Origin of the sequence: Micromonospora sp. CA-248212 (assembly GCF_050948405.1) — a bacterium.
In the GTDB taxonomy this organism is placed as follows: Bacteria; Actinomycetota; Actinomycetes; order Mycobacteriales; family Micromonosporaceae; genus Micromonospora.
Genome location: NZ_CP192023.1, coordinates 2727449 through 2750044, shown reverse-complemented (window position 1 = coordinate 2750044; position 22596 = coordinate 2727449). Strand labels below are relative to the sequence as shown.

Annotated in this window: 23 protein-coding genes; 4 read left to right on the top strand and 19 right to left on the bottom strand. The window is 71.7% G+C overall.

Translation table 11 applies throughout. From position 1 onward, the window contains the following. Window positions 1-4 precede the first annotated feature (4 nt). The 9 genes from ACQP03_RS13240 to ACQP03_RS13200 form a co-directional block, all read right to left on the bottom strand. Window positions 5-520: an arginine repressor gene (locus ACQP03_RS13240; protein ID WP_357134708.1), complete on the bottom strand. Its 516-nt coding sequence runs from the start codon at window positions 518-520 to the stop codon at window positions 5-7. Beyond that, window positions 517-1452 carry an ornithine carbamoyltransferase gene (gene argF / locus ACQP03_RS13235; protein ID WP_357134710.1) on the bottom strand — a complete coding sequence of 312 codons (936 nt, stop codon included), beginning with the start codon at window positions 1450-1452 and terminating at the stop codon, window positions 517-519. The genes ACQP03_RS13240 and argF overlap by 4 nt, the downstream gene beginning before the upstream one ends. After that, window positions 1449-2693, bottom strand: a complete 1245-nt coding sequence (locus ACQP03_RS13230) for an acetylornithine transaminase (protein WP_357134713.1) — start codon at window positions 2691-2693, stop codon at window positions 1449-1451. Before ACQP03_RS13230 ends, argF begins: the two co-directional genes overlap by 4 nt. Further along, window positions 2690-3595 carry an acetylglutamate kinase gene (gene argB, locus ACQP03_RS13225; protein ID WP_357134714.1) on the bottom strand — a complete coding sequence of 302 codons (906 nt, stop codon included), beginning with the start codon at window positions 3593-3595 and terminating at the stop codon, window positions 2690-2692. The genes ACQP03_RS13230 and argB overlap by 4 nt, the downstream gene beginning before the upstream one ends. Continuing rightward, the gene (gene argJ / locus ACQP03_RS13220; RefSeq protein WP_357175922.1) at window positions 3592-4764 is read right to left on the bottom strand and encodes a bifunctional glutamate N-acetyltransferase/amino-acid acetyltransferase ArgJ; all 1173 of its coding nucleotides are present in this window, start codon (window positions 4762-4764) and stop codon (window positions 3592-3594) included. The genes argB and argJ overlap by 4 nt, the downstream gene beginning before the upstream one ends. 55 nt (window positions 4765-4819) lie before the next feature. Next, window positions 4820-5821: an N-acetyl-gamma-glutamyl-phosphate reductase gene (argC, locus tag ACQP03_RS13215; protein WP_357134718.1), complete on the bottom strand. Its 1002-nt coding sequence runs from the start codon at window positions 5819-5821 to the stop codon at window positions 4820-4822. 151 nt (window positions 5822-5972) lie between these two features. Continuing rightward, on the bottom strand, window positions 5973-6800 hold the full coding sequence (locus ACQP03_RS13210) for a hypothetical protein (RefSeq protein ID WP_357175919.1): 828 nt from the start codon (window positions 6798-6800) through the stop codon (window positions 5973-5975). Beyond that, complete coding sequence (locus ACQP03_RS13205; protein ID WP_357398038.1) at window positions 6797-8377, bottom strand: HEAT repeat domain-containing protein; 1581 nt, start codon at window positions 8375-8377, stop codon at window positions 6797-6799. Before ACQP03_RS13205 ends, ACQP03_RS13210 begins: the two co-directional genes overlap by 4 nt. A 719-nt stretch (window positions 8378-9096) precedes the next feature. Further along, on the bottom strand, window positions 9097-9882 hold the full coding sequence (locus ACQP03_RS13200) for a hypothetical protein (protein WP_357398035.1): 786 nt from the start codon (window positions 9880-9882) through the stop codon (window positions 9097-9099). Window positions 9883-10058: 176 nt separating this feature from the next. Between ACQP03_RS13200 and ACQP03_RS13195 the strand changes: the two genes are divergently transcribed. Then, complete coding sequence (locus ACQP03_RS13195) at window positions 10059-10943, top strand: Crp/Fnr family transcriptional regulator (protein ID WP_357398033.1); 885 nt, start codon at window positions 10059-10061, stop codon at window positions 10941-10943. 45 nt (window positions 10944-10988) lie between these two features. Here ACQP03_RS13195 and pheT read toward each other — a convergent pair whose 3' ends face one another. From pheT to ACQP03_RS13150, 9 genes are all read right to left on the bottom strand, one after another. Beyond that, a complete protein-coding gene (pheT, locus tag ACQP03_RS13190; protein ID WP_357398030.1) occupies window positions 10989-13544 on the bottom strand; it encodes a phenylalanine--tRNA ligase subunit beta in 2556 nt (851 codons plus the stop codon). Window positions 13545-13585: 41 nt separating this feature from the next. Continuing rightward, window positions 13586-14665 (bottom strand): phenylalanine--tRNA ligase subunit alpha, encoded by a 1080-nt coding sequence (gene pheS, locus ACQP03_RS13185; protein ID WP_357134722.1) that lies wholly within the window; start codon window positions 14663-14665, stop codon window positions 13586-13588. A gap of 220 nt (window positions 14666-14885) precedes the next feature. Beyond that, a complete protein-coding gene (locus tag ACQP03_RS13180) occupies window positions 14886-15683 on the bottom strand; it encodes a TrmH family RNA methyltransferase (protein WP_357175903.1) in 798 nt (265 codons plus the stop codon). A gap of 83 nt (window positions 15684-15766) precedes the next feature. Then, the gene (gene rplT, locus ACQP03_RS13175) at window positions 15767-16159 is read right to left on the bottom strand and encodes a 50S ribosomal protein L20 (protein WP_007458417.1); all 393 of its coding nucleotides are present in this window, start codon (window positions 16157-16159) and stop codon (window positions 15767-15769) included. Window positions 16160-16191: 32 nt separating this feature from the next. Continuing rightward, window positions 16192-16386 carry a 50S ribosomal protein L35 gene (rpmI, locus tag ACQP03_RS13170; protein WP_355053110.1) on the bottom strand — a complete coding sequence of 65 codons (195 nt, stop codon included), beginning with the start codon at window positions 16384-16386 and terminating at the stop codon, window positions 16192-16194. A 20-nt stretch (window positions 16387-16406) separates the two neighbouring features. Beyond that, the gene (gene infC, locus ACQP03_RS13165; protein ID WP_355053109.1) at window positions 16407-17054 is read right to left on the bottom strand and encodes a translation initiation factor IF-3; all 648 of its coding nucleotides are present in this window, start codon (window positions 17052-17054) and stop codon (window positions 16407-16409) included. A 603-nt stretch (window positions 17055-17657) separates the two neighbouring features. Further along, complete coding sequence (locus ACQP03_RS13160; protein WP_357133387.1) at window positions 17658-18131, bottom strand: PH domain-containing protein; 474 nt, start codon at window positions 18129-18131, stop codon at window positions 17658-17660. Window positions 18132-18275: 144 nt separating this feature from the next. Further along, complete coding sequence (gene hisG / locus ACQP03_RS13155) at window positions 18276-19121, bottom strand: ATP phosphoribosyltransferase (protein ID WP_357133389.1); 846 nt, start codon at window positions 19119-19121, stop codon at window positions 18276-18278. A gap of 45 nt (window positions 19122-19166) precedes the next feature. Then, window positions 19167-19430, bottom strand: coding sequence for a phosphoribosyl-ATP diphosphatase (locus ACQP03_RS13150; protein WP_089016570.1), 264 nt, complete (start codon window positions 19428-19430; stop codon window positions 19167-19169). A 133-nt stretch (window positions 19431-19563) separates the two neighbouring features. Here ACQP03_RS13150 and ACQP03_RS13145 point away from each other — a divergent pair, with 133 nt between their 5' ends. Genes ACQP03_RS13145 through ACQP03_RS13135 form a run of 3 tightly spaced genes read left to right on the top strand, consistent with a single transcriptional unit; the run spans window position 19564 to window position 22039 of the window. Then, window positions 19564-20424 carry an ABC transporter substrate-binding protein gene (locus ACQP03_RS13145; RefSeq protein ID WP_357133391.1) on the top strand — a complete coding sequence of 287 codons (861 nt, stop codon included), beginning with the start codon at window positions 19564-19566 and terminating at the stop codon, window positions 20422-20424. Next, window positions 20421-21293, top strand: a complete 873-nt coding sequence (locus ACQP03_RS13140; protein ID WP_357133393.1) for an amino acid ABC transporter permease — start codon at window positions 20421-20423, stop codon at window positions 21291-21293. The genes ACQP03_RS13145 and ACQP03_RS13140 overlap by 4 nt, the downstream gene beginning before the upstream one ends. 2 nt (window positions 21294-21295) lie before the next feature. Beyond that, window positions 21296-22039, top strand: coding sequence for an amino acid ABC transporter ATP-binding protein (locus tag ACQP03_RS13135; protein ID WP_357133395.1), 744 nt, complete (start codon window positions 21296-21298; stop codon window positions 22037-22039). 54 nt (window positions 22040-22093) lie between these two features. Here the strand turns inward: ACQP03_RS13135 and ribH are convergent, their stop codons facing one another. Continuing rightward, window positions 22094-22594 carry a 6,7-dimethyl-8-ribityllumazine synthase gene (gene ribH / locus ACQP03_RS13130; protein WP_355053145.1) on the bottom strand — a complete coding sequence of 167 codons (501 nt, stop codon included), beginning with the start codon at window positions 22592-22594 and terminating at the stop codon, window positions 22094-22096. Between the last annotated feature and the right edge of the window lie 2 nt (window positions 22595-22596).

The following is a 22596-nucleotide window of genomic DNA, read 5'->3' as shown; positions in this document are numbered from 1 at the left end:
GCGGTCACGGTGCGCTGTCCCCTTCGACGCTGTCTTCCCGGCGGGACCAACCGGCGAGCTTGTCGCCGAGCGCGGCCCCACCGACGGTCTCACGGGCCACGACGAGAATGGTGTCGTCGCCGGCGATGGTGCCGACGACCTCGGGCAGGCCCGCCCGGTCCAACGCGCTGGCCAGGTACTGGGCCGCACCCGGCGGGGTACGCAGCACCGCGATGTTGCCGCTGGCGTCCACCCCGTTGAGCAGCTCGCGCAGCAGGCGCACCAGCCGGGCCGGGGCGGCCTCGGCGTCGCGCAGCGGCCGTTTCCCGTCCTCGGGGATCAGGTAGACGGCCGGGCCGTCGCCGCCGCGCACCTTGACCGCGCCCAACTCCTCCAGGTCGCGCGAGAGGGTCGCCTGGGTGACCCCGACGCCGTCGGCGGCGAGCAGGTCGGCCAGTTCGGTCTGCGAGCGTACGGGCCGGTCCCGGATCAGCTCGACGATCCGGGCGTGCCGGGCGGCGCGGGTCAAGGGGGCGGTCATCGTCGCTCCCCGGAGGCCGCGAGCAGGAACGCCAGCAGCGCCTTCTGGGCGTGCAGCCGGTTCTCCGCCTGGTCGAACACCGCGCTCTGCGGACCGTCGAGCACCTCGTCGGTGATCTCCTCGCCCCGGTGCGCCGGCAGGCAGTGCAGCACGATCGCGTCCGGCGCGGCGTGGTCGAGCAGCTCCTTGTTGACCTGGTACGGCAGGAACGGGGTGATGCGGTCCAAACCGTCGGCCTCCTGACCCATCGAGGTCCAGGTGTCGGTGGCCAGCACGTCGGCGTCGCGGGCCGCCTGCGCCGGGTCGGTCAGCACCCGTACCGACCCGCCGGTCCCGGCCGCGATCTCGGCGGCCCGCCGCACCACGTCCTCGTCCGGCGCGAACCCCGCCGGGCCGGCGATCCGCACGTGCATCCCGGCCATGGCCCCGGCCAGCAGGTACGACTGCGCCATGTTGTTCGCGCCGTCGCCCACATAGGCCAGGGTCCGGCCGGACGTGCCGCCGCACCGCTCCCGGATGGTCAGCAGGTCGGCCAGCAGCTGGCAGGGGTGGAACCCGTCGGTGAGCGCGTTGACCACCGGGACGGTAGCGCCGCCGGCGACCTCGGCGATCCGGTCGTCGCCGTGGGTACGCAGCACGATCGCCGCGACGTAGCGGGACAGCACCCGGCCCGCGTCGGCGAGCGTCTCGCCCCGGCCGAAGTGAGTGACCTGGGTGTCCACGACCAGCGGATGGCCGCCCAGCTCGGCGATGCCGACGTCGAACGAGATCCGCGTCCGCAGACTCTGCTTGTCGAAGAGCACCGCCACCGAGCGGGGGCCGGCCAGCGGTTGGTGGCCGAACCGATCGGCCTTCATCCGGGCCGCCAGGTCGAGCACGCTCGACTGTTCGGCGGGCGAGAGGTCGTCGTCGCGCAGGAAGTGCCGGATCATGCGGTCGTCCCCGTCGTGGTGGGCTGGGTGGAGGATTCGGTGGTCGCGGGAGCGCTCGTGCCGGCCGCCGCCGGGGCCGTCGCGTCCAGGGCCGCCGGGAGCGCGGCGAGGAACGCGTCGACCTGCTCGGTGGTGAGGATCAACGGCGGGGCGAGGCGGAGTACGCCCGGCTGCACCGGGTTGGTCAGGAAGCCGGCCTCCCGCAGCGCCTCGGCCAGGACCGTCGACACCGGCGCGGTGAGCACCACGCCGAGCAGCAACCCGGCCCCGCGTACGCCCGCGACGAGCGGGTGGTCCAGCGCCTCGATGCCCCGACGCAGCCGTTCGCCGACGCGCTTGACGTGGTCGAGCAGCCCTTCGTTGGCGATGGTAGCCACCACGGCGAGCGCGGCGGCGCAGCTCACCGGGTTGCCGCCGAAGGTCGTACCGTGCGAGCCGGGGGTGAGCAGGTCGGCGGCCCGGCCGAAGGCGAGCGTCGCGCCCAGCGGCAGCCCACCACCCAGGCCCTTGGCCAGGGTCACCACGTCGGGCTCCACGCCCTCGGCCTGGTGGGCGAACCAGTGCCCGGTACGGCCGATGCCGGTCTGCACCTCGTCGAGCACCAGCAGCGCCCCGTGCCGGGCGGTGATCCGCCGGGCCGCCGTCAGGTAGCCGGTCGGCGGTACGACCACGCCGTTCTCACCCTGGATGGGCTCCAGGATCACCATTGCGGTGGCGTCGGTGACCGCCGCCTCCAGGGCGCTCACGTCGCCGTAGTCGACGTGGGTCACCTCGCCGGGCAACGGCCGGAACGGGTCCGCCTTGGCGGGCTGACCGGTCAGGGCGAGGGCGCCCATGGTGCGACCGTGAAAGCCGCCGTTGGTGGCGACCACGTGGCTGCGCCCGGTGCGCCGGGACAGCTTGAAGGCGGTCTCGTTCGCCTCCGCGCCGGAGTTGGCGAAGAAGACCCGGCCGGCTCGGCTGCCGGCGAGCGCCAGCAGCAGCTCCGCGAGAGCCACCGGCGGCTCGGCGACGAAGAGGTTGGAGACGTGCCCCAGCGTGGCCACCTGCTTCGACACGGCGGCCACCACCGCCGGATGGGCGTGACCGAGAGCGTTCACCGCGATCCCGCCCACCAGGTCCACGTACTCGCGGCCCGCCTCGTCGACCACCACGGCGCCCGCGCCGGAGACCAGCGCCAGCGGCGGAGTTCCGTAGTTGTCCATCATGGACTGCGTCCACCGTCGCACCAGACTGCTCATGCCCCGTCCGTCCCGTCCTGCGGCACCACCATCGTTCCGAACCCTTCCGACGTGAACACCTCGAGCAACGTGGAGTGCGCCACCCGGCCGTCGACCACGTGCGCGGCCGGCACGCCCCCGCGCACGGCCCGCAGGCAGGCCTCCATCTTCGGTACCATCCCCGACTCCAGGCGGGGCAGCAGCTTGGCCAGGTCGTCCGCGGTGATCACGGAGACCAGGCTGTTGGTGTCCGGCCAGTCGGCGTACAGGCCGGCCACATCGGTGAGGACGACCAGCTTGCGGGCCCGTAGGGCGACGGCGAGCGCGGCGGCGGCGGTGTCCGCGTTGAGGTTGTGCAGGACACCGTCGACGTCCGGCGCGACCGTCGAGATCACCGGGATCCGGCCGGCGTCGATCAGGTCGGTCACCGCCGAGGTGTCCACCGACTCGACGTCGCCCACCTGGCCCACGTCGACCGGCAGCCCGTCCACGTACGCCGGGCGGCGCACCGCCGTGAACAGCCGCGCGTCCTCGCCGGAGAGGCCGACGGCGTACGGGCCGTGCGAGTTGATCAGCCCGACCAGCTCCCGCCCGACCTGCCCGACGAGCACCATCCGGACCACGTCCATCGCCTCGGCGGTCGTCACCCGCAGACCGCCCCGGAACTCGCTCTCGATGCCGAGCCGGCCCAGCATGGCCGAGATCTGCGGACCGCCGCCGTGCACCACCACGGGCTTCAGACCGGCGTACCGCAGGAACACCATGTCGGCCGCGAACGCCCGCTGCAACTCCGGCTCGGTCATGGCGTTGCCGCCGTACTTGACGACGACCGTGGAGCCGGAGAAACGCGCCAGCCAGGGCAGCGCCTCGATCAGCGTCTCCGCCTTCACCTGCGCACGGGTGAGATCACTGCTGAGATTCATGTCGAGTACGCCGAGTTCTCGTGCACGTACGCGTGGGACAGGTCGTTGGTCCAGATGGTGGCCGTCGAATCGCCCGCGCGCAGGTCGATCCGGATGCTGACGTCCCGCGCGCTGAGGTCGGCCGTCGAACGGTCCTCGGCCACCGCGCCGCCCCGGCACAGCCAGACCCCGTTGACGGCCACGTCCACCTTGTCCGGCTCGAAGGCGGCCGTGGTGGTGCCGACCGAGGCGAGGATCCGACCCCAGTTCGGGTCGTTGCCGAACAGGGCGGTCTTGACCAGGTTGCTGCGAGCGACCGAGCGGCCCACCTCGACCGCGTCGTCCTCGGTCGCGGCCCCCACGACGTCGATGGCGACCTGCTTGGTGGCGCCCTCCGCGTCGGCGATGAGCTGCTGCGCCAGGTCGTGGCAGGCCGTGGTGACCGCGGCGGCCAACTCGGCCGGGGTCGGCTCGATGCCGCTGGCGCCGCTGGACAACAGCAGCACCGTGTCATTGGTGGACATGCAGCCGTCGGAATCGACCCGGTCGAACGTCACCCGGGCCGCGGCGCGTAGCGCCTCGTCCAGGACCGCCGGCCCGGCCACCGCGTCGGTGGTGAGCACGCAGAGCATGGTGGCCATGCCCGGCGCGAGCATGCCGGAGCCCTTGGCCATGCCGCCGACCGTCCATCCACTGCCCCGGGCCACCGTGGTCTTCGGCCGGGTGTCGGTGGTCATGATGGCCTCGGCGGCGGCCAGGCCGCCGTCACGCGACAACTGCCGGATGGCGGTACGGACGCCCGGCAGCAGCTTGTCCATCGGCAACCGCTCACCGATCAACCCGGTGGAGCAGACCGCCACCTCGCCGGCCCCGAGGAGCAGCCGCGGGCTGACCGCGCTCAGCGCCGAGGCGGTGTGCTCGGCCGTGGCGTGCGTGTCCTGGAAACCGGCCGGGCCGGTGCAGGCGTTCGCGCCACCGGAGTTGAGCACCACCGCGCGGACCACGCCGCCCTGCACGACCTGCTGGCTCCAGAGCACCGGCGCGGCCTTGACCCGGTTGGTGGTGAAGACACCGGCGACACCGGCGTCCGGGCCGTCGTTGACCACCAGCGCGAGGTCCGGGCCACCGCTGGCCTTCAGTCCGGCGGTCACTCCAGCGGCCCGGAACCCCCGAGGGGTGGTGACACTCACGCGACTCCCCTCCCGTTCGCGACTGCGGGACTGGGCCGCGCTGCACTCCTCGCGTTCACGGGCTGACTCCCCAGATCGACAGGCCCGTCGTCTCCGGCAGGCCGAGCATCAGGTTGGCGTTCTGCACGGCCTGGCCGGCGGCGCCCTTGCCGAGGTTGTCCAGGGCGCTGACCACGATCAGCCGACCCGAGTCGACGTCGACGGTGGCCTGCAGATGACACGAGTTGGAGCCCAGCGTGGCGGCCGTGTGCGGCCACCTCCCCTCCGGCAGCACGTGCACGAACGGCGCGTCGGCGTACGCCCGCGTCAGCACCTCCTGCGGGTCGACGCCGCGAGCCGGCACGGCGGTGACCGTGGCGAGGATGCCGCGTGGCATCGGCGCGAGGACCGGGGTGAACGATAGGCCGGTCGCCCCGGAGGCCTGCTTGATCTCGGGCACGTGCTGGTGGGTGCCGACCCGGTACGGCGACAGGTCGCCCATCACCTCGCTGCCGAGCAGGTGCGGCTTCGCCGCCCGGCCCGCGCCGGAGGTGCCCGAGGCGGCGACCACGACCACGTCGGCGGGGTTGGCCGCGCCGTCGGCGATCAGCGGCGCGAGCGCGAGGGTGATCGCGGCGGCGTAGCAACCGGTGTTCGCGACCCGGGTGGAGCCCGCGATCAGCTCCCGCTGGCCGGGCAGCTCGGGCAGGCCGTACGTCCACTGGCCGGCGTGCGTGCCGCCGTAGTACTGCGCCCAGGCGTACGGGTCGGCGAGCCGGTGGTCGGCGCCCAGGTCGACGACGCGTACCTCGGGCGGGAGCTGGGCCGCGAGGGCCGCCGACTCGCCGTGCGGCAGCGCCAGGAAGACCAGGTCGGCGTCGGCGAGGATCGACGGATCGGTCTCGCCGAACACCAGGTCGAGCCCGGTGAGCTGCGGATGCGCCACGTCGACGCGGTGCCCGGCCTGGCGGTGCGCGGTGGCGGCGACCAGCTCGAACTCCGGGTGCCCGGCGACCAGACGCAGCAGCTCACCGCCCGCGTACCCGCTCGCGCCCGCGACCGCGACTCGAATTCCCATACCCACCTCCGCATGACTATGCAGAGGAGACTAGCAAGAGTGATTGTTTCCTGCAAGTTAATACAGCCTACTGCATGGTGATGAAGGCCGGTGTCGGTCGGCGCAGGGTGGCGTCCTCCACCCGGGCGTTCCAGCAGAGGACGCCCCGCTGTCAGCTCGACTGCTCGGACAACCCGTGCTGGCGCTCGTACGTCCGCAGGGCGGCGTCCCACGCCTCCGTGTACTCGCTCGGCCCCATACCGAGATCCCCGTGCCCCCGAACCGCCTCGCGCAGCAGTCTCACGAGTTCGGGCACGGCCTCCCGACGCTCCTGGACGTACCGACCGAACACCTCGGCGAACTGCTCGCTTGTCAACCGCGCCGCGTGCGAGGTGACGGGATCGTCCTCGAGATTCTGCAGCACGGCACACCAGCGACGAGTCAGCTCATCCGCCTGGGCCGCCCGGATCTTCTGCAACTCGTGATCACACTCAAGCCGAATCCGATCCTCCCAGTACGGCCGGAGCCGCTCACGCACCCGCTCGTCGGGACTGACGCGGACGAGCACCCCGAAGTGCGGCGAACCCTCACGCGGCCAGCGCTGACCACCGAGCAGACTGTTCAGCGCACGTTCGAGGTCGTGCGAACGGTGGGGCTCGTGTTCACGTGCCAGGTCCACCGCCCGTTCCCGGACGATCCCGCCAGCCCACCCCAGATACCGCTCGGCGCGAAACCGAAGCTCCTCGTAGGTCATGTTCTGCGCCGTCCAGTTGTAGACGGTGTGCAGGCGGAAGTCGTAAGCGTCCCCCTTCGCCGGCACCAGGATCGGCACCGGGACGTCCTGCCGGAATGTCACGGTGGCGGGGACGATCGGCGCAGGTGGGGCCGGCGGAAGCGGGGGCTCGGTCGGCGGGAAGAACGCATGCCACCAGCGGCGGCGTTCCACCTGCCCAGGTACGGGTGCTCTCGTGCCGGGGCCACCGACAGGGCCTGCGCTCATCGCGTCTCCTCATCGATCAGTAGTTGTACGTCGTCGAGCAGGTCGTGGTGTGGCATGACCGGACGCCACACGTGGTGAAGCTGATGGTTCAGGCGATGACGCAGCGCGGGCTGTCCGGCGATGACGTGACGCAGCAGGTCAAGGCAGTGGCCGGCGACGACCGGCTGCTGGTCCGCCCGGTCCAACCAGAAGCCAAGGGTTCGCCACGATCGGTACGCCGTTCTTGGCAGGCTGAGAGCGGTCGCCCAGACGACGGCAAGGTCGGCCAGTTCGATCGTTCGCTGGTCCACCAGGTGCAGCAGCTCCGGCCAGTGCTCTCGGGGCGGTTCAGCCCAGCGGTCCGCAAGTACCCGCAGGGTCCGCGCCGCGTGGAGTCGCACCTCAGGATCGGCCGACGAGGTCCAGTCCACCAGGGCCGGCAATACGCTCGCCGCGTGACCGTTGCGGTACACCTCGACCAGCCCTCGTACGACGGAGTTGTTCCGCCGCTGCATCCGGGCCTGCGCAACCTGACGCAGTTGGACCAGCGCCGACTCCGGCCAGAGCCGGGCCAGCCCGAGGCTGTACGCACGGGCCACGGTGTCCCGTAGGTGAGCTGCTGAACCGGCTACCCACTGATCGAGTTCGGCCCGAATCCGAGTACGCAACCCAGGCTGCATCGCCATGGCGACCAGGACGATCGCTGCGGCCTGCCGAACCCCTGCCCGCCGTTCCCGGGCCAGTTCCCCCACGGCGTCGAGGGCTGCCTGCACATCGCGTGTCGCAGACCAACCGATGGCGCCCGCTGCGGCCTGTCGGACCGCCGGAGAGTCTCCGCGGATCAGGTCTGCCAACCAGTCGAGCAACTGCTTGGGCGACCACCACTCCGTCCACGCGACGTCCAGTAACACCGACCGGAGCGGCTGGGCGCCGGGCGAGAAGTCGATCCGGCACCCACCTGGTACGCGCGGGTCGGTCAGCCGTGTGACGGCCTGGCCCAGTGTCGACCCCAACAGTGCGTCGAGCATCGAACCCCGAAAAGGGGCGCCGGTCGAGGCGGGTTCCTGGAAGTCGAACCGGGCCAGACGCTGAGCTGCCTGGTGTATCTCGGTCACGGGCTGCCCGGCAAGGACGGCACAGGACAGGCGGAAGGCCCGCACCTCGTCGTGAGGGAACGCGTCGACCTCCTCGCCGCGGCGTCGCACGTCGAGGATCTCGGCCGCGCGCTCCCGTAGTTGGAGCGGCAGAAACTGCTCCAGCCGCTCAGCCAGCGCGCCGCCCTTCGGAACCGTCCGAGCGATCGTCGCGACAATCGCGATGACGTCGCCGGGTCGAGTTTCGCTGGCCAGGTAGGCCGATAGCAGTGGATGCCCGACGCAGTCCTCATCCACGTATCGCTCTACGCAACGCCCCTCGCACGTGCCTGTGCACCAGCCGACGCACTGCCCTGTGAGCTGTTGGCGAAGCTGCGCCCTAAACACCTCGGCCGCCGGGGCCGAACGGTGTTCGACGATGTGGCCGACTAAATCGTGCTTTCGTCGGGAGAAGTCCCCGACCAGAATGAGCGTGCTGCCGGAGGTCTCGGCCCGGGCCGCCAACGCCACGAGCGTGAACCCGTCCACCTCGCGAACAGCCGCCTCGTTCAGCCGGAGCACGTAACCGTGCCCGGCGGGCAACGGTGCGTCCACGCCGAGCAGGTCGGCCAACTGGTCGACACCGAGTACGCGGACCCGCTCGAACCCGTGTCTCCGGGCCACCGCCAGGGTGGCTGAGGTGAACCGTCCGCTTCCAACCGAGCCGGAGAGGCAGACCAGGTGGTGATGCTGGAGTTGGTGGTCAAGCCGCCGATCACTCGGCGCGTCGGCATACCTGCCCGCAGTCTCACGAAGACCGGCCTCGACAAGGGTTTGGAACCAGACGCGCCCTGCGCCGTCGGATCGTCCGGCGGTGACGTTGACCGTTCCGATGGCGACGGCGCCAGGGCCGGTGGCGTTCTGTCCCTGAACCCGAACATCGCCGACATCGATCGTCGAACCGCCCAGCAGGCCAGCCAGCCTACGCAGCACGTCCCCGGGATCCAGGAGGTCTTCCGGATCGTCCTCCTCCGGTGGTTCCTCGGCCGGCTCCGCAGGAGAGACCGGCTCATCCTCGCCGTCGAGGGACTCCACCGCGACAGGCGAGCCGTCCCGGGGTCCGCGAACCGCGCCATACACGACGTCACCGTGTGGGCCATCGCCGGAGGCATCCTCCAACACGTCGTGCCAAGGGTCGTCCAGGTCCCCCGGACTGTCGGCGGAGACAGGGGCGTACCGACCGCTCATCGGGGATCGCCTCTACCCGTACCGAAGTTCGCGTCGCGGCCGACCGAGCCGATCGCCGTCGCGCCCGGACCGATCGCGTTCTGCCCCTTGACCCGGATGTCCCCGGTACGAATCCCGCCGTGATCCGTGGGGCTCTCCGCAGTCTGCCCAGGGCCGTGCTCGGTGGGCGACGGGACGACCGGGATCGTGGTGCCGTTGATGTCCTCGTCCACCACGCACAGCCAGGCGTCCTCGCGGAATTCCTTGTCCGGGTGGGCCACCTCGATCCGAACGAACCGCTCCGGCCGCATCTCCTCCGGGTACTCGGTGACCACATCACGAAAGATCTCGGTCGAGACGACAAGCGCGACGCCGGCATCAGGGAAGGCGGCCAGCGCCTGCTTGACCGGAGCGGCCTCGCACAAGCGACAGACGAACACCACGGCGTTGCCCGGGAAGCCGTTCGCACCGTCCAGGTGCACCAGCCCCTGGTGCACTGCAACCCGGAGCCGGATCTTTGCAGCCGGGAGACGGCTGCTGTTGTGGTGGCGTAGCCGCCGGTTCAGCTCCGGAACGAACCTGCCGATCACCCGCGACTCGGACACCTCACGAGGCACGATCGCCAGCTCGCCGTCGCCCGCCTGCTGAGTCGTCCAGGCCACCCGGTCGAGACCGACAGCTTCGGCGGCCTCGTGCAGCAGCTCTCGGAAGTGCCGCTGCGCCTCGTACTGTTGGACGTTGCCGCGTCTGCTGTACCGCTCCATATCCACGGAGATCAACAGCCGCCGCTCGGGATGTCGCATCCAACTTCCGCCCTTCTTCATCCGGCTTGCCCCGCGGGCAAGCACCGCAGGAGCCATCGAACCGGTATGCGCGGACCGGAATCCCGTAGAACTACGGCATCCCAGGCGGAAGTCGAGAACCCGTCATCCCGTCCTGCTGAGGGATCACCCAGCCACCCACGCGCTGTGCTTGTCGCATGAGGACGGATCTGCTTGACCTGCTGCTCAGCCTCGGGTTACCCCCGATGGTGGTGTTGGCCCTGACAGCGGTTCGCCTGTTGATCGAGGTGTTGGTCGAAGCAGGGGCATCGCGCTACGCGCAGGAACCGCTACGCTTCGGCGGCTGTCCCTGGAGAAGGAGGCTGCGGGTGCTACGACCACGCGACCTGGCCGGCGACACGTGGCCCTACGGCACGTTCCTGCAACGGCTCGCTCCACGGGAGCGGACGGCGCTACTGCGGTTGGGTGTCCGTCGTCAGGTCCCCGCCGGGCAGATCGTGATCCACGAGGGCGTACGGGAGACCCATCTCGTACTCCTCGAAGAGGGCCTCACCAAGGTCACCGCCACGCTGCCGGATGGCCGGCCCGCTCTCCTGTCGCTCCGCGTCGGAGGCGACCTCGTGGGCGAGATGTCCGCGCTCAACAACGAACCCCGCTCCGCTACGGTGACGACCTGCGGTCCGGCGATCTACAGCGTGATCCAGCCGGACCGTTTCAAACGGTTCCTCAAGGAGCACCCGGACGCGGCTCTCGAACTCGCTGCGATGGTCTCCGACCGGCTGCGCTGGTCCAACCGACGACGGATCGACTTCACCTCGTACCCGGTGAAACTGCGGGTGGCCCGGGTGATCGCCGACCTCTGCCGCAGCCACGGTCGACAGGGACCGGACGGCGTCATCATCGACGTTCGACTTACGCAGCCCGACCTGGCAACCATCTGCGGCGCCTCCGAGACCGCCATTCAGAAGGCCCTGCGAGAGCTGCGATCGGACGGATTGGTCGACACCGACTACCGTCGGATCACCGTCTGTGATCTACCGGGCCTGCGCGAACTCGGCGAGCTGGAGTCCGGCGACGGCTGACGGGCCCTCTCCCCCGCGCAAGGGGGAGAGGGCCCGTCAGCTGTGTCAGGCGCCGCGCAGGGTCGCGCCGAAGCGGTCGGCCGCGACGGCGACCGCCGCGTCCCGGGCGGCCAGCGCCTCCTCGACGGTCAGCGTCCGGTCCGGGGCGCGGAACGTCAGCTTGTACGCCAGCGACCGGCGACCCTCGCCGAGCTGCGCGCCGGAGTACACGTCGAACAGTCGCACGTCCTCCAACAGCTCGCCGGCGCCCGCCTCCAGCGCCCGACGCACCTGTTCGGCCGGGACCGACTCGTCCAGCACCAACGCCACGTCGATCAACGCCGGCGGGAACCCGGACACTGTCGGCGCGGGAACCACCGGCACCGGCGGCAGCACGTCCAGGTCCAGGTCCAGCTCCATGGCGCAGGTGCGGCGGGGCAGTTCCAGGGCCGCCACCGCCGCCGGGTGCAGCTCACCGGCGTATCCGACGACGGTGTCGTCGACCCGCAGCTCGGCGCAGCGGCCCGGGTGCCACGGCGCGTGCTCGGCGGCCCGTACCTCGACCCGCTCGTCGGGGATGCCGGCGGCGGCCAGCACGTCCCGGGCCGCCTCGATGGCGTCGGCCCACCCGGCCGGGCGGCCCGCGCCCCACCAGCCGGCCGGGTCCAGGTCACCGGCGAGTACCGCCGCGACGTGCACCGGTTGGGCCGGCACGACCGCGTCGGCGGCGGCGAACTCCTCGTCGGTGGGTCGCCGGTCCACGCCCATCGCCGGCGGGCTGCCGGCGTCGGGGCGCGGGTGGAAGACCGCGCCGATCTCGTAGAGGGCGAGGTCGCGGTGACCCCGGCCGAGGTTGCGCTTGAGGATGCCGAGCAGCGGGCCGAGCAGCGTGGTGCGCAGCAGCGGCTCCTCCTCGGACAGCGGGTTGGCGAGGCGCACCGCGGGTCGGCGCGGGTCGTCGGCCGGCAGTCCGAGCTGGTCGGCCAGCTCCGGGGAGACGAAGGGGTGCGCGAGCACCTCCACGTACCCCCGCTCGGCCAGCGACCATGCGACGGCCCGGCGGCGACGCTGGCGCGGGGTCAGGCCGTTCCCGGGCGGCGCGGTCGGCAGCACCGACGGCACCTTGTCGTACCCGTCGAGGCGGACGACCTCCTCGACCAGGTCGGCCGGGTCGGTCAGGTCGGGCCGCCAGCTCGGCGGGGTGACGCTCAGCGCCGACCCGGCGCCGCTGGCCGTGCCGACCGCGCCCGGGTCCTCGGAGAGCCGGTCCGCGCCCTGCGCGACCGTGCAGCCCACCTGCTCCAGCAGGGCGACGACCCGCGCGGGCGGGTACTCGACGCCGACCCGCCGGGTCGGCAGGTCCGCCGGCAGGGTGATGGGCGTACGCGGCCGGACGTGGTCGATGTCCAGGATCTCGGCGCTCGGAGCGCCGCCACCGTGCTCGGTGAGCAGCCGCACGGCCCGCTCCAGCGCGACCAGCGGCACCGCCGGGTCGACGCCCCGCTCCCAGCGCTTCGCGGCCTCGCTGAACAGCTTGTGCCGGCGGGCCGTGCGCCCGACCATGGCCGGGTCCCAGTGGGCGGCCTCGAAAAGCACGTTTGTGGTCTTTCCGGTGTCGACCTCGCTGGTCTCGCCGCCCATCACCGCCGCGAGCGAGATCGGGCCAGTGTCGTCGCAGATGACCATGTCGTCGGCGGTGAGCACCCGGCTGACACCGTCCAGGGTGGTCAGCTTCTCCCCCGCCTCGGCACGGCGGACCACCAGCGGGCCGGCGATCCGGTCGGCGTCGAAGGCGTGCATCGGCTGGCCCAGCTCCAACATCACGTAGTTGGTGATGTCGACGGGCAGCGAGATGCTGCGGATGCCGGCGGTGACGAGCCGCTGGGCCATCCACGACGGCGTGGGCGCGGCCGGGTCGACGCCCCGCACCAGGCGGGCGGCGTACCGGTCACAGCCGACCGTGTCGCGGACCTCGACCGGGTACGCCGGCGTCGGCGTACCGCCCGGCGCTGGCGCCATCCCCGGGTCGCGCAGCGGCACGTCGAACGCGTGCGACAGCTCCCGGGCCAGGCCGCGCAGGCTCAGCGCGTACCCCCGGTCCGGGGTGATCTCCAGCTCGAACACGACGTCGTCGAGGCCCACGACGGACCGTGCGTCGTCACCCGGCTTGGCGGTCACCTCCGGCGGCAGCACGATGATGCCCGAGTGGTCGTCGCCCAGGCCCAGCTCCCTGGCCGAGCAGATCATGCCGGCCGAGTTGTGCCCGTACGTCTTGCGCGCGCCGATCGCGAACCCGCCGGGCAGCACGCCGCCGGGCAGGATCACTACGACCCGGTCGCCGACGGCGAAGTTGCGCGCCCCGCAGACGATCTCCTGCGGCTCGCCGGTGCCGTTGGCGGCGCCCACGTCCACCCGGCAGAACCGGATCGGCTTCTTGAAGCCGGTCAGCTCCTCGATCTCGCGTACCTCGCCGACGACGAGCTGACCGGTGACGCTCGCGCGCAGGTCCTGCACGGACTCGACCTCGATACCGAGGTCGACCAGAGCCTGCTCCAGATCGCCGGTGGGCAGGTCGGCGGGGAGGTCGACGTACTCCCGCAGCCAACTGACAGAAACTCGCATGACTTCAGACCACCGTTCCCGTGTCTCGTACCCGCATCGCCCTACGCCCCGGTCCCGAGCGCGCGGCTGAACCGCACGTCGCCCTCGAAGAGATGGCGGATGTCGCTGACCCCGTGCCGGACCATCAGGGTCCGGTCGATGCCCATGCCGAAGGCGAAGCCGGAGTAGACCTCCGGGTCGACCCCGCAGGCGCGCAGCACCCGGGGGTTGACCATCCCGCAGCCACCCCACTCGACCCACTGCGGACCGTCGCGGTGCTCCGGGAACCACACGTCGAACTCCGCCGACGGCTCGGTGAACGGGAAGTAGTGCGGCCGCCACCGGGTCTTCGCCTCCGGGCCGAACATCGCCCGCGCGAAGTGGTCGAGGGTGCCCCGCAGGTGCGCCATCGTGATGCCCTTGTCGACCACCAGGCCTTCGGCCTGGTGGAACACCGGGCTGTGGGTGGCGTCGATCTCGTCGGTGCGGTAGACCCGGCCGGGCACGATCACGTAGATCGGTGGCTTGCGGCTGAGCATGGTGCGGGTCTGCACCGTCGACGTGTGCGTTCGTAAAACAAGCCCGGAGCCCGCGGACCCATCAGGGGATGCGATGTGGAAGGTGTCCATCAGCCCGCGCGCCGGGTGGTCGGCGGGGATGTTCAACGCGTCGAAGTTGACCCACTCCAGGTCGACCTCGGGCCCCTCGGCCACCTCGTAACCCATCCCGACGAACAGGTCGCTGATCGACTCCATCAGCGTGCTCAGCGGGTGCCGGGCACCACGAGGACGCCGGGCGTACGGCAATGTGACGTCCACCCGCTCCTCCACGAGCACCCGCGCGGCCTGCTCGCGCTCCACCACCTCGGCGCGCTCGGCGTACGCGGTCTCGATCGCCCGGCGGGCCTCGTTGACCCGCTTGCCGGCGTCGGACTTCGCGGCCGGCGGCAACGCGCCGATCTCCCGGCGCGCGAGGGACACCGGAGACCGGTCACCGAGGTGCGCGGGGCGCAGCGCGGTCAACGCGTCCGGGTCGGCGGCGTCGTCGAACGCCTTCGTGGCGTCGGCGACGGCCTCGGCCAGGGCGGCCGGGTCGAGCAGGGCGACCTGCTTCGGGTCGTACGGATCGTTGCGGTAGCTCATGGCGTACGGGCACTCCCTCACGGCGGCGCCAGCCCGTCATCGGGGCGGCGAAGCGAGTCTACGGACGCGCGGCTGCGCCGCAGCCCGCCGGTAGGAGTTGCGCAGGGAGCAGGTCAGGCCCGCCGCCCGCCGACACCGGCGGGCTGGCTAAACGAACGCCGTGGCACGTTCATGGACGGACGCTCTCCCCTGCTGTCAGTCGCGCCGGGTGTAGACACCCTCAGCGCTGTGCTCTCGCTGAAGCGTACAGGCAGACGGCCGCCGCGGCAGCCAGGTTGAGGCTCTCGGCGCGCCCGTACAGCGGCACCCGCACCCGGGCGTCGGCGGCAGCGGTCAACGCCTCGGGCAGCCCGTGCGCCTCGGAACCGAACAGCCAGGCGGTGGGCCCGACGAGCCGGCCGTAGTCGGTCAGATCATCCAGGTCGCTGTCGCCGTACCCGGTGGTGGCGAAGATCGACAGCCCGGCGGCGCGCAGCGCGTCGACCACCGCGACCGGATCGGGCGCGCGCACCACGTCGACGTGGAACAGGCTGCCGGCGGAGGCGCGGACACACTTGCCGTTGTACGGGTCGACGGCGTCGCCGGCGAAGATCACCGCGCTCGCGCCGGCCGCGTCGGCGGTGCGCAGCACGGTGCCGGCGTTACCCGGGTCGCGGATCTCGGCGAGCACCGCCACCAGGCGGGGAGCACCCGCGAGGGCCTGCTCCAGCGGCACGTCCAGGTGCCGGCAGACGGCGACGAGCCCCTGCGGGGCGACCGTCTCGGCCAGGGCCGCGAGGGCGTCGTCGGTCACCTCGGAGACCGGCACGTCGGCCCGGGCCGCCGTGGCGGCCAGCTCCGGGTGCCGATCCAGCGCGGTGGTCGTACCAAAAAGCTCGGTGACCACCCCCGACCGCGCCAGGGCCTCGCGGACCGCCTGCGGGCCCTCGGCCAGGAACCGGCCGGCGGCGTCGCGGTCCCGGCGGCGTTGCAGGCGGCGGGCGGCGACAACCCTGGGGGTACGGGGGGTGAAGGCCATGGGGTTTGCTCCTTCGGCACGATCGAGGCGCCCCCCGGACGGCGGTGCCGACGCGGGAGACGCCTCTCTCTGGTGCGTGGGGATCAGGCGGCCTGAGCCGCCGCGCCGCCGGTGCCCTCGGCCGTGACCGCAGCCCGAGCCAGCTCGACGATCGCCGCGAACGAGGCGGCGTCGTTGACGGCCATGTCGGCCAGGATCTTGCGGTCGACCTCGATGCCGGCCAGACGCAGGCCCTGGATCAGGCGGTTGTAGGTCATCCCGTTGGCCCGGGCGCCCGCGTTGATCCGCTGGATCCACAGCTGCCGGAAGTCGCCCTTGCGGTCACGACGGTCCCGGTAGGCGTACTGCATCGAGTGCAGCACCTGCTCCTTGGCCTTGCGGTACAGCCGGGAGCGCTGGCCGCGGTAACCACTCGCGGTCTCCAGCAGGGTACGACGCTTCTTCTGGGCGTTTACAGCCCGCTTGACGCGTGCCATCTCAACTCCTTCTTACGTAAAGGTGGCGCGCGTCAGCGGCCGAGCAGCTTCTTGATGCGCTTGACGTCGGCCTTGGCCAGCACGACCGTGCCGGTCAGCCGGCGGGTCTGGGTGGAGGGCTTCTTCTCCAGGTTGTGGCGCAGGCCGGCCTGCTGGGCAACGACCTTGCCCTTGCCGGTCAGCTTGACCCGCTTACCCATACCCGTGTGGCTCTTCATCTTCGGCATGTGGAACGTCTTCTCCCCTGTTACTCGCCGCTGGTGGCGGCGGTGCCGGTGTCGCCGGCTGCTGCGGTCTCGCCGACCGCCGCGGTCTCATCGGCTGCCGGAGCGGCGGACTCGTCCCCGACCCGGTCCCGAGGACCACCGCGCGACGCCGTGGCGGCGACCGCGGAAGCCTTGACGGCCCGGTGCGGAGCGAGAACCATGATCATGTTTCGGCCGTCCTGCTTGGGAGCGGCTTCGACGTATCCCAGATCCGTGATCTCGGACTCGAGCCGGCGCAGGAGCCGGTAACCCAGCTCCGGGCGGCTCTGCTCGCGACCGCGGAACATGATCGTCACCTTGACCTTGTCGCCCGCCTTGAGGAACCGCACCACGTGACCCTTCTTGGTCTCGTAGTCGTGCGGGTCGATCTTCGGCCGAAGCTTCATTTCCTTGATGACGGTCTGCTGCTGGTTACGCCGCGCTTCGCGCGCCTTGAGTGCGCTCTCGTACTTGAACTTGCCGAAGTCCATGAGCTTGCACACCGGCGGGCGCGCCATCGGCGCAACCTCGACCAGGTCCAGATCGACGTCCGCGGCCAGCTGAAGGGCGCGCTCCAGCGGGACGATGCCCACCTGCTCACCCTCTGGGCCGACCAGTCGGACCTCACGTGCCCGGATCTGCTCGTTCACGCGTGGTTCGACGCTGATGGGGCCTCCTCGAGTCGTTTCTGCTCAGGTGCCGACCCCTGCGGCTCCCGGGAGGGACCCGACTTGGAAAACAGAAGGCCCTGGCGCATGCCAGGGCCCGCTCGACCGGTCGGCACGATCACAGGATCGCGCATCCGGGACCGGGACATGCCCGGAACCGGTGACCGGACCCGGCCACCGTAGCGGCGACTCGGGTGGGAGCAGGCGCTCCGCTTTCGAGGCTGTCTGCTCGCATGCGGAGACAGCCTGGTCGACTCGACAACACTACACCGCCGCCCCGCCCACCCCCAAACCGGACACCCCGGCTGGCGCAGGCACCGTCCGGCGGGCGCGGGGCGCGGGGCGCGGGGCGCGGGGCGCGGGGCGCGGGGCGCGGGGCGCGGGGCGCGGGGCGCGGGGCGCGGGGCGCGGGGCGCGGGGCGCGGGGCGCGGGGTGATCAAGAGGTTTGCGTCACGACACGCCGTGCCCCGTGACGCAAACCTCTTGATCACCGCGCTGAGTCAGCTTCGCGCTGGCGTGGGAGGCGTGGGGGGCGGCGGGGGGGCAGGGCGGGAGTGCCGTGGCTTGCGTGCGGGGTGGGTGGTTCAGGTGCCGACGGCTCGTTCGGCGAGGCGGGTCAGGTGGGCTTCGTGCAGCCGGCGCAGGGCGCGCACGCCGTCGACGGCCAACTCCTTGTCGGCCGCCTGGAGCGCGATCAACGGCAGCAGGTCGTCGTCGTGCAGTTCCAGGCTGGCCCAGGGCGCCCCGCGATCGAAGCGGACACCCCGGACGACCTCCCAGGGCAGCTCGTACGAGCTGATCACGTTACGCACCCGGATGCGCCGCTCGTCCGCTTCGATGCGCGGGCGGGTGAACAGCAGGAAGCCCAGTGCCCCGAAGATGCCGAGGCCGATCATGGCGATCTGGTCACCGCGCTGGAAGCTGCCGTACCCGTCGCCGGTCGGCCCGCTCAGCGAGGTGGCGACCAGGGCGAACACCACCACCAGCACGATCGCCGCGGACCAGCACACCACCCGGATGCGGCGGGGCTTGAGGCGGACCAGCTCGGTGTCACTCACTCCCCCAGTCTGCCACTCACGTCCGCCCCACCCGCGCACCACCCGCCGAGGCGCCGCCCGTGATCCACCCGAGGTCAGCGAAGTGGGGGTGACCCGCGCGAGCGGACACCCCCACTTCCGCGATCTCGGGTGGATCAATACCCGTCAGAGGCGGCAGGCGTGGATGTTGGTGACCAGGATGGCGCGGGCACCCAGGTCGTACAGCTCGTCCATGATCCGGTGCACGTCGTCGCTGAGCACCATGGCCTGCACGGCCACCCAGCCCTCGCGGTGCAACGGCGAGACCGTGGGCGACTCGATGCCGGGGGTCAACCCGCTGGCCCGGTCCAGCAGACCGGCCGGCACGTCGTAGGCGAGCATCACGTAACGCCGGGCCACCAGCACGCCGTGCAGGCGACGCAGGAGCTGCTCGGCCTGCGTGTGGGCCGGCGCGCCGGCACGTCGCACCAGCACCGCCGACGATCGCAGCAGCGGCTCGCCGAACACGACGAGGCCCGCCTGACGCAGCGTCGCTCCGGTCTCCACCACGTCCGCGATCACGTCGGCCACCCCGAGGCGTACGGCGTTCTCCACGGCGCCGTCGAGGCGGATCACCTCGGCCTTGACGCCCGCCTCATCGAGGTGCCGCTCCACCAGCCCCGGGTACGCGGTGGCGATCTTGTGCCCGCCCAACTCCTGGACGGAGTCGATGTCGTCCGGGCGGGCGGCGAACCGGAAGGTGGCCCGCCCGAAGGCGAGGTCGACGACCTCCTCGGCGGGCGCGGCCGAGTCGATCAGCAGGTCACGGCCGGTGATGCCGAGGTCGAGATCACCGGAGCCGACGTAGGTGGCGATGTCCTTGGGACGCAGGTAGAAGAATTCGACGTCGTTGGCCTCGTCCCGGCAGACGAGGTCCTTGGGATCGGTGCGCTGGCGGTAGCCCGCCTCGCGCAGCATCTGGGCGGCCGGCTCGGCCAGGGTGCCCTTGTTGGGGATGGCGACACGCAGCATGACGGAGTGCTCCTTCGATCGGGTCTGATCAACGACGGGGCGCACTCACAGATGTCGGTAGACGTCCTTGAGCTCGAGACCGCTGGCGAGCATCAGCACCTGGACCTGGTAGAGCAGTTGGGAGATCTCCTCGGCGGTGCGCTGCGGCCCCTCGTGCTCGGCGGCCATCCACGACTCAGCCGCCTCCTCGACGACCTTCTTGCCGATGAAGTGCACGCCCTTGTCCAGAGCGGCGACGGTGCCCGAGCCCGGGGTGCCGGCGGCGGCCTTGGCCTGCAGCTCGGCGAACAACTCCTCGAACGTCTTCACGGGGAACGATTCTTCCAGCCGCCGGGCCACCACCGGACGTCCGGGTCCGGCCGAACCCAGCAGGCGGACAATTCCCTATCGTCCCGGTGGGAAGATCTTCGATCGATGGCCGTGGAGCTTTACGCTGTCCGCCATGGCCAGCCGCTCACGTCTTCTCGCGCTCACCCTCGTCGGCGCCGTCGTCGGCGCCGTCACCGCCTGCGCGCCGCAGGACGAACCGACCCCCACCGTCACCGCCGCGCCGTCCTGCGTCAAGGACAGCCTGCCCACCCGTACGCCGGGCAAGCTCACCATCGCCACCGACCAGCCGGCGTACGAGCCGTGGTTCCGGCAGGACAAGCCGGAGAACGGCGAGGGCTTCGAGGCCGCCGTCGCGTACGCCGTGGCCGAGAAGCTGGGCTACGCGCGGGCGGACGTCGCCTGGACGCGGGTGAAGTTCGACACCGCGATCGCGCCCGGGGAGAAGACCTTCGACTTCGACATCAACCAGTTCTCGGTCACCGACGAGCGCAAGCAGGCGGTGGACTTCTCCGCGCCGTACTACCTGGTGCGGCAGACGGTCATCGCGCTCAAGTCGTCGAAGATCGCCGGCAAGAAGACCGTGGCCGACCTGAAGGGCGCCAAGCTCGGGGCCCAGGTAGGCACGACCAGCTACCAGGCGATCACCGACGTCATCAAGCCCACCGCGAAGCCGCAGGTCTACAACAGCAACGACGACGCCAAGAAGGCCCTGCAGAACGGGCAGATCGACGGTCTCGTGGTGGACCTGCCGACGGCCTTCTACATCACCGGCGCGGAGGTCACCGACGCGGTGATCGTCGGCCAGCTGCCACGGGTCGGCGTGCCGGAGGTGTTCGGGCTGCTGCTGGACAAGAACTCGCCGCTGACCCGCTGTGTGAGCGGAGCCGTCGGTCAGCTCAGCGAGGCCGGCACGCTCAAGGAGCTGGAGCAGAAGTGGCTCGCGCAGGTGGCGGGCGCGGCCGAGCTGACGTGACGCCGCGGGAAACCACCCCCGCCCTAGCGCCACGGGAGCACACCCCCTCGCCGGCCCAGGCGCGGCGAACGGCGTACCGGCGGCGACAGACCGTCTACAGCGTGCTGGTCGCGGCCTCCTCCACGGCGGCGCTCGGCACGTTGCTGGTCGTCGCGGTGACCGGCGCGCCGGGCTGGGACCGGGTACGGGAGTCGTTCCTGGACCCGAAGATCGCCGCCGACGCGCTGCCGACCGTGCTGGACGGGCTCTGGCTCAACGTACGGCTGCTGGTCTGCTGCGCGGCCGGCGCGCTGCTGTTGGGGCTGGTGATCGCCGTGCTGCGGACGCTGCGCGGCCCGATCTTCTTTCCGGTACGGGCGCTGGCCGCCGGCTACACGTACACGTTCCGGGGCCTACCACTGATCATCGTGCTCTACCTGCTCACCCTCGGCGTACCCGGGCTGCGGCTGCGGGGCATGCCGTCGGTGCTGGTGCTGGGCGGGCTGGCGCTGGTGCTCACCTACGGCGGCTACCTCGCCGAGGTGTTCCGGGCCGGCATCGAGTCGGTGCACCCCAGCCAACTCGCGGCGGCCCGGTCGCTGGGCCTGACCTACCGGCAGACGATGCGGCACGTGGTGCTGCCGCAGGCGGTCCGCCGGGTGGCGCCACCGCTGCTCAACGACGTGGTGGCCCTGCAGAAGGACGTCGGGCTGGTCTCGCTCGCCGGCCCGATCGACGCGGTCCGGGCCGCCCAGATCGCCACCGCCCAGACGTTCAACTACACGCCGTACATCGTGGCGGGCGTGCTGTTCGTGCTGCTCGCGATCCCGCTGATCGCGGTCACCGACTGGGTCACGCTGCGCTCGGCCCGCCGCCAGTCGGGAGGCTGACCATGACGCTGCTGCGCTGCCGGGGGCTGCGCAAGGAGTTCGCCGGCCACGTCGTGCTGGACGGGCTCGACCTGACGGTCGCCGAGCACCGGGTGGTGGCGCTGATCGGGGCGTCCGGGTCGGGCAAGTCCACGCTCCTGCGGTGCGTGAACCTCCTCGACGAGTTGGACGACGGGACGATCGAGCTGGACGGGGAGGACATCTCCGACCCTCGGGTCGACGCCGACCGGGTACGCCGGCGGATCGGCATGGTGTTCCAGGCGTACAACCTGTTTCCGCACCTGAGCGTGCTGGACAACATCACCCTCGCACCCCGGCGCGTACACCGGCGGGCCCGCGCGGAGGCCGAGGCCCAGGCCCGCGACCTGCTCGACCGGGTGGGTCTGGGCGCGAAGGCGCACGCCTTTCCGGACGCCCTCTCCGGCGGGCAGCAGCAGCGGGTGGCGATCGTCCGGGCGTTGGCGAACTCGCCCCGGCTGATGCTGCTCGACGAGGTCACCTCGGCGCTGGACCCGGAACTCGTCGGCGAGGTGCTGACGATGATCCGGGACCTGAAGGCCGACGGGATGACCATGGTGCTGGCCACCCACGAGATGGGCTTCGCCCGGGAGGTCGCCGACGAGGTGTGCTTCCTCGACGCGGGGCGCGTCGTCGAGAGCGGCCCGCCGGAGCAGGTGCTCGGCGAGCCGACGCAGCCCCGTACCCGGCAGTTTCTGCGCCGGATCATCGAGGCCGGCCGGCTCTGAGACAGGCCGGCCGCCGCCGAGAACCCGGCCGCCGCCGGAGACAGGCCGAGCGGGTCAGCCGGCGAAGCCGACCCGCTGCGCGTTGCCCGCCGCGACGGTACGCACGGCCAGCGCGGCGTCGAGCGCCGCGACGGTCGCCGCCCAGCCCTTGTCCTCCGCCGAGCCGGGCAGGCCGGCCCGGTCCCGGGCCTGCTCGATGGTCTCCACGGTGAGCACACCGTGGGCGACCGGCTTGCCCTCGTCCAGCGCCACCCGGGTCAGCCCGTCGGTGACCGATCGGCACACGTAGTCGAAGTGGGCGGTCGCGCCGCGGACGACCACGCCGAGCGCGACCACCACGTCGCAGCGGCGGGCGAGGGCCTGGGCGACGACGGGCAGCTCGACCGAGCCGGCGACGCGGGCGACCACGGATCGCGCGCCGCACGCCTCGGCGGCGGCGACCGCGCGCTCCAGCATGTGGTCGGTCAGGTCGCCGTGCCAGCGCGCGGCCACCACGCCGACGGTCAGCCCTGCGGCGTCCACCGCGTCGACTCCCGGCTCACCGAAACCCGCCATCG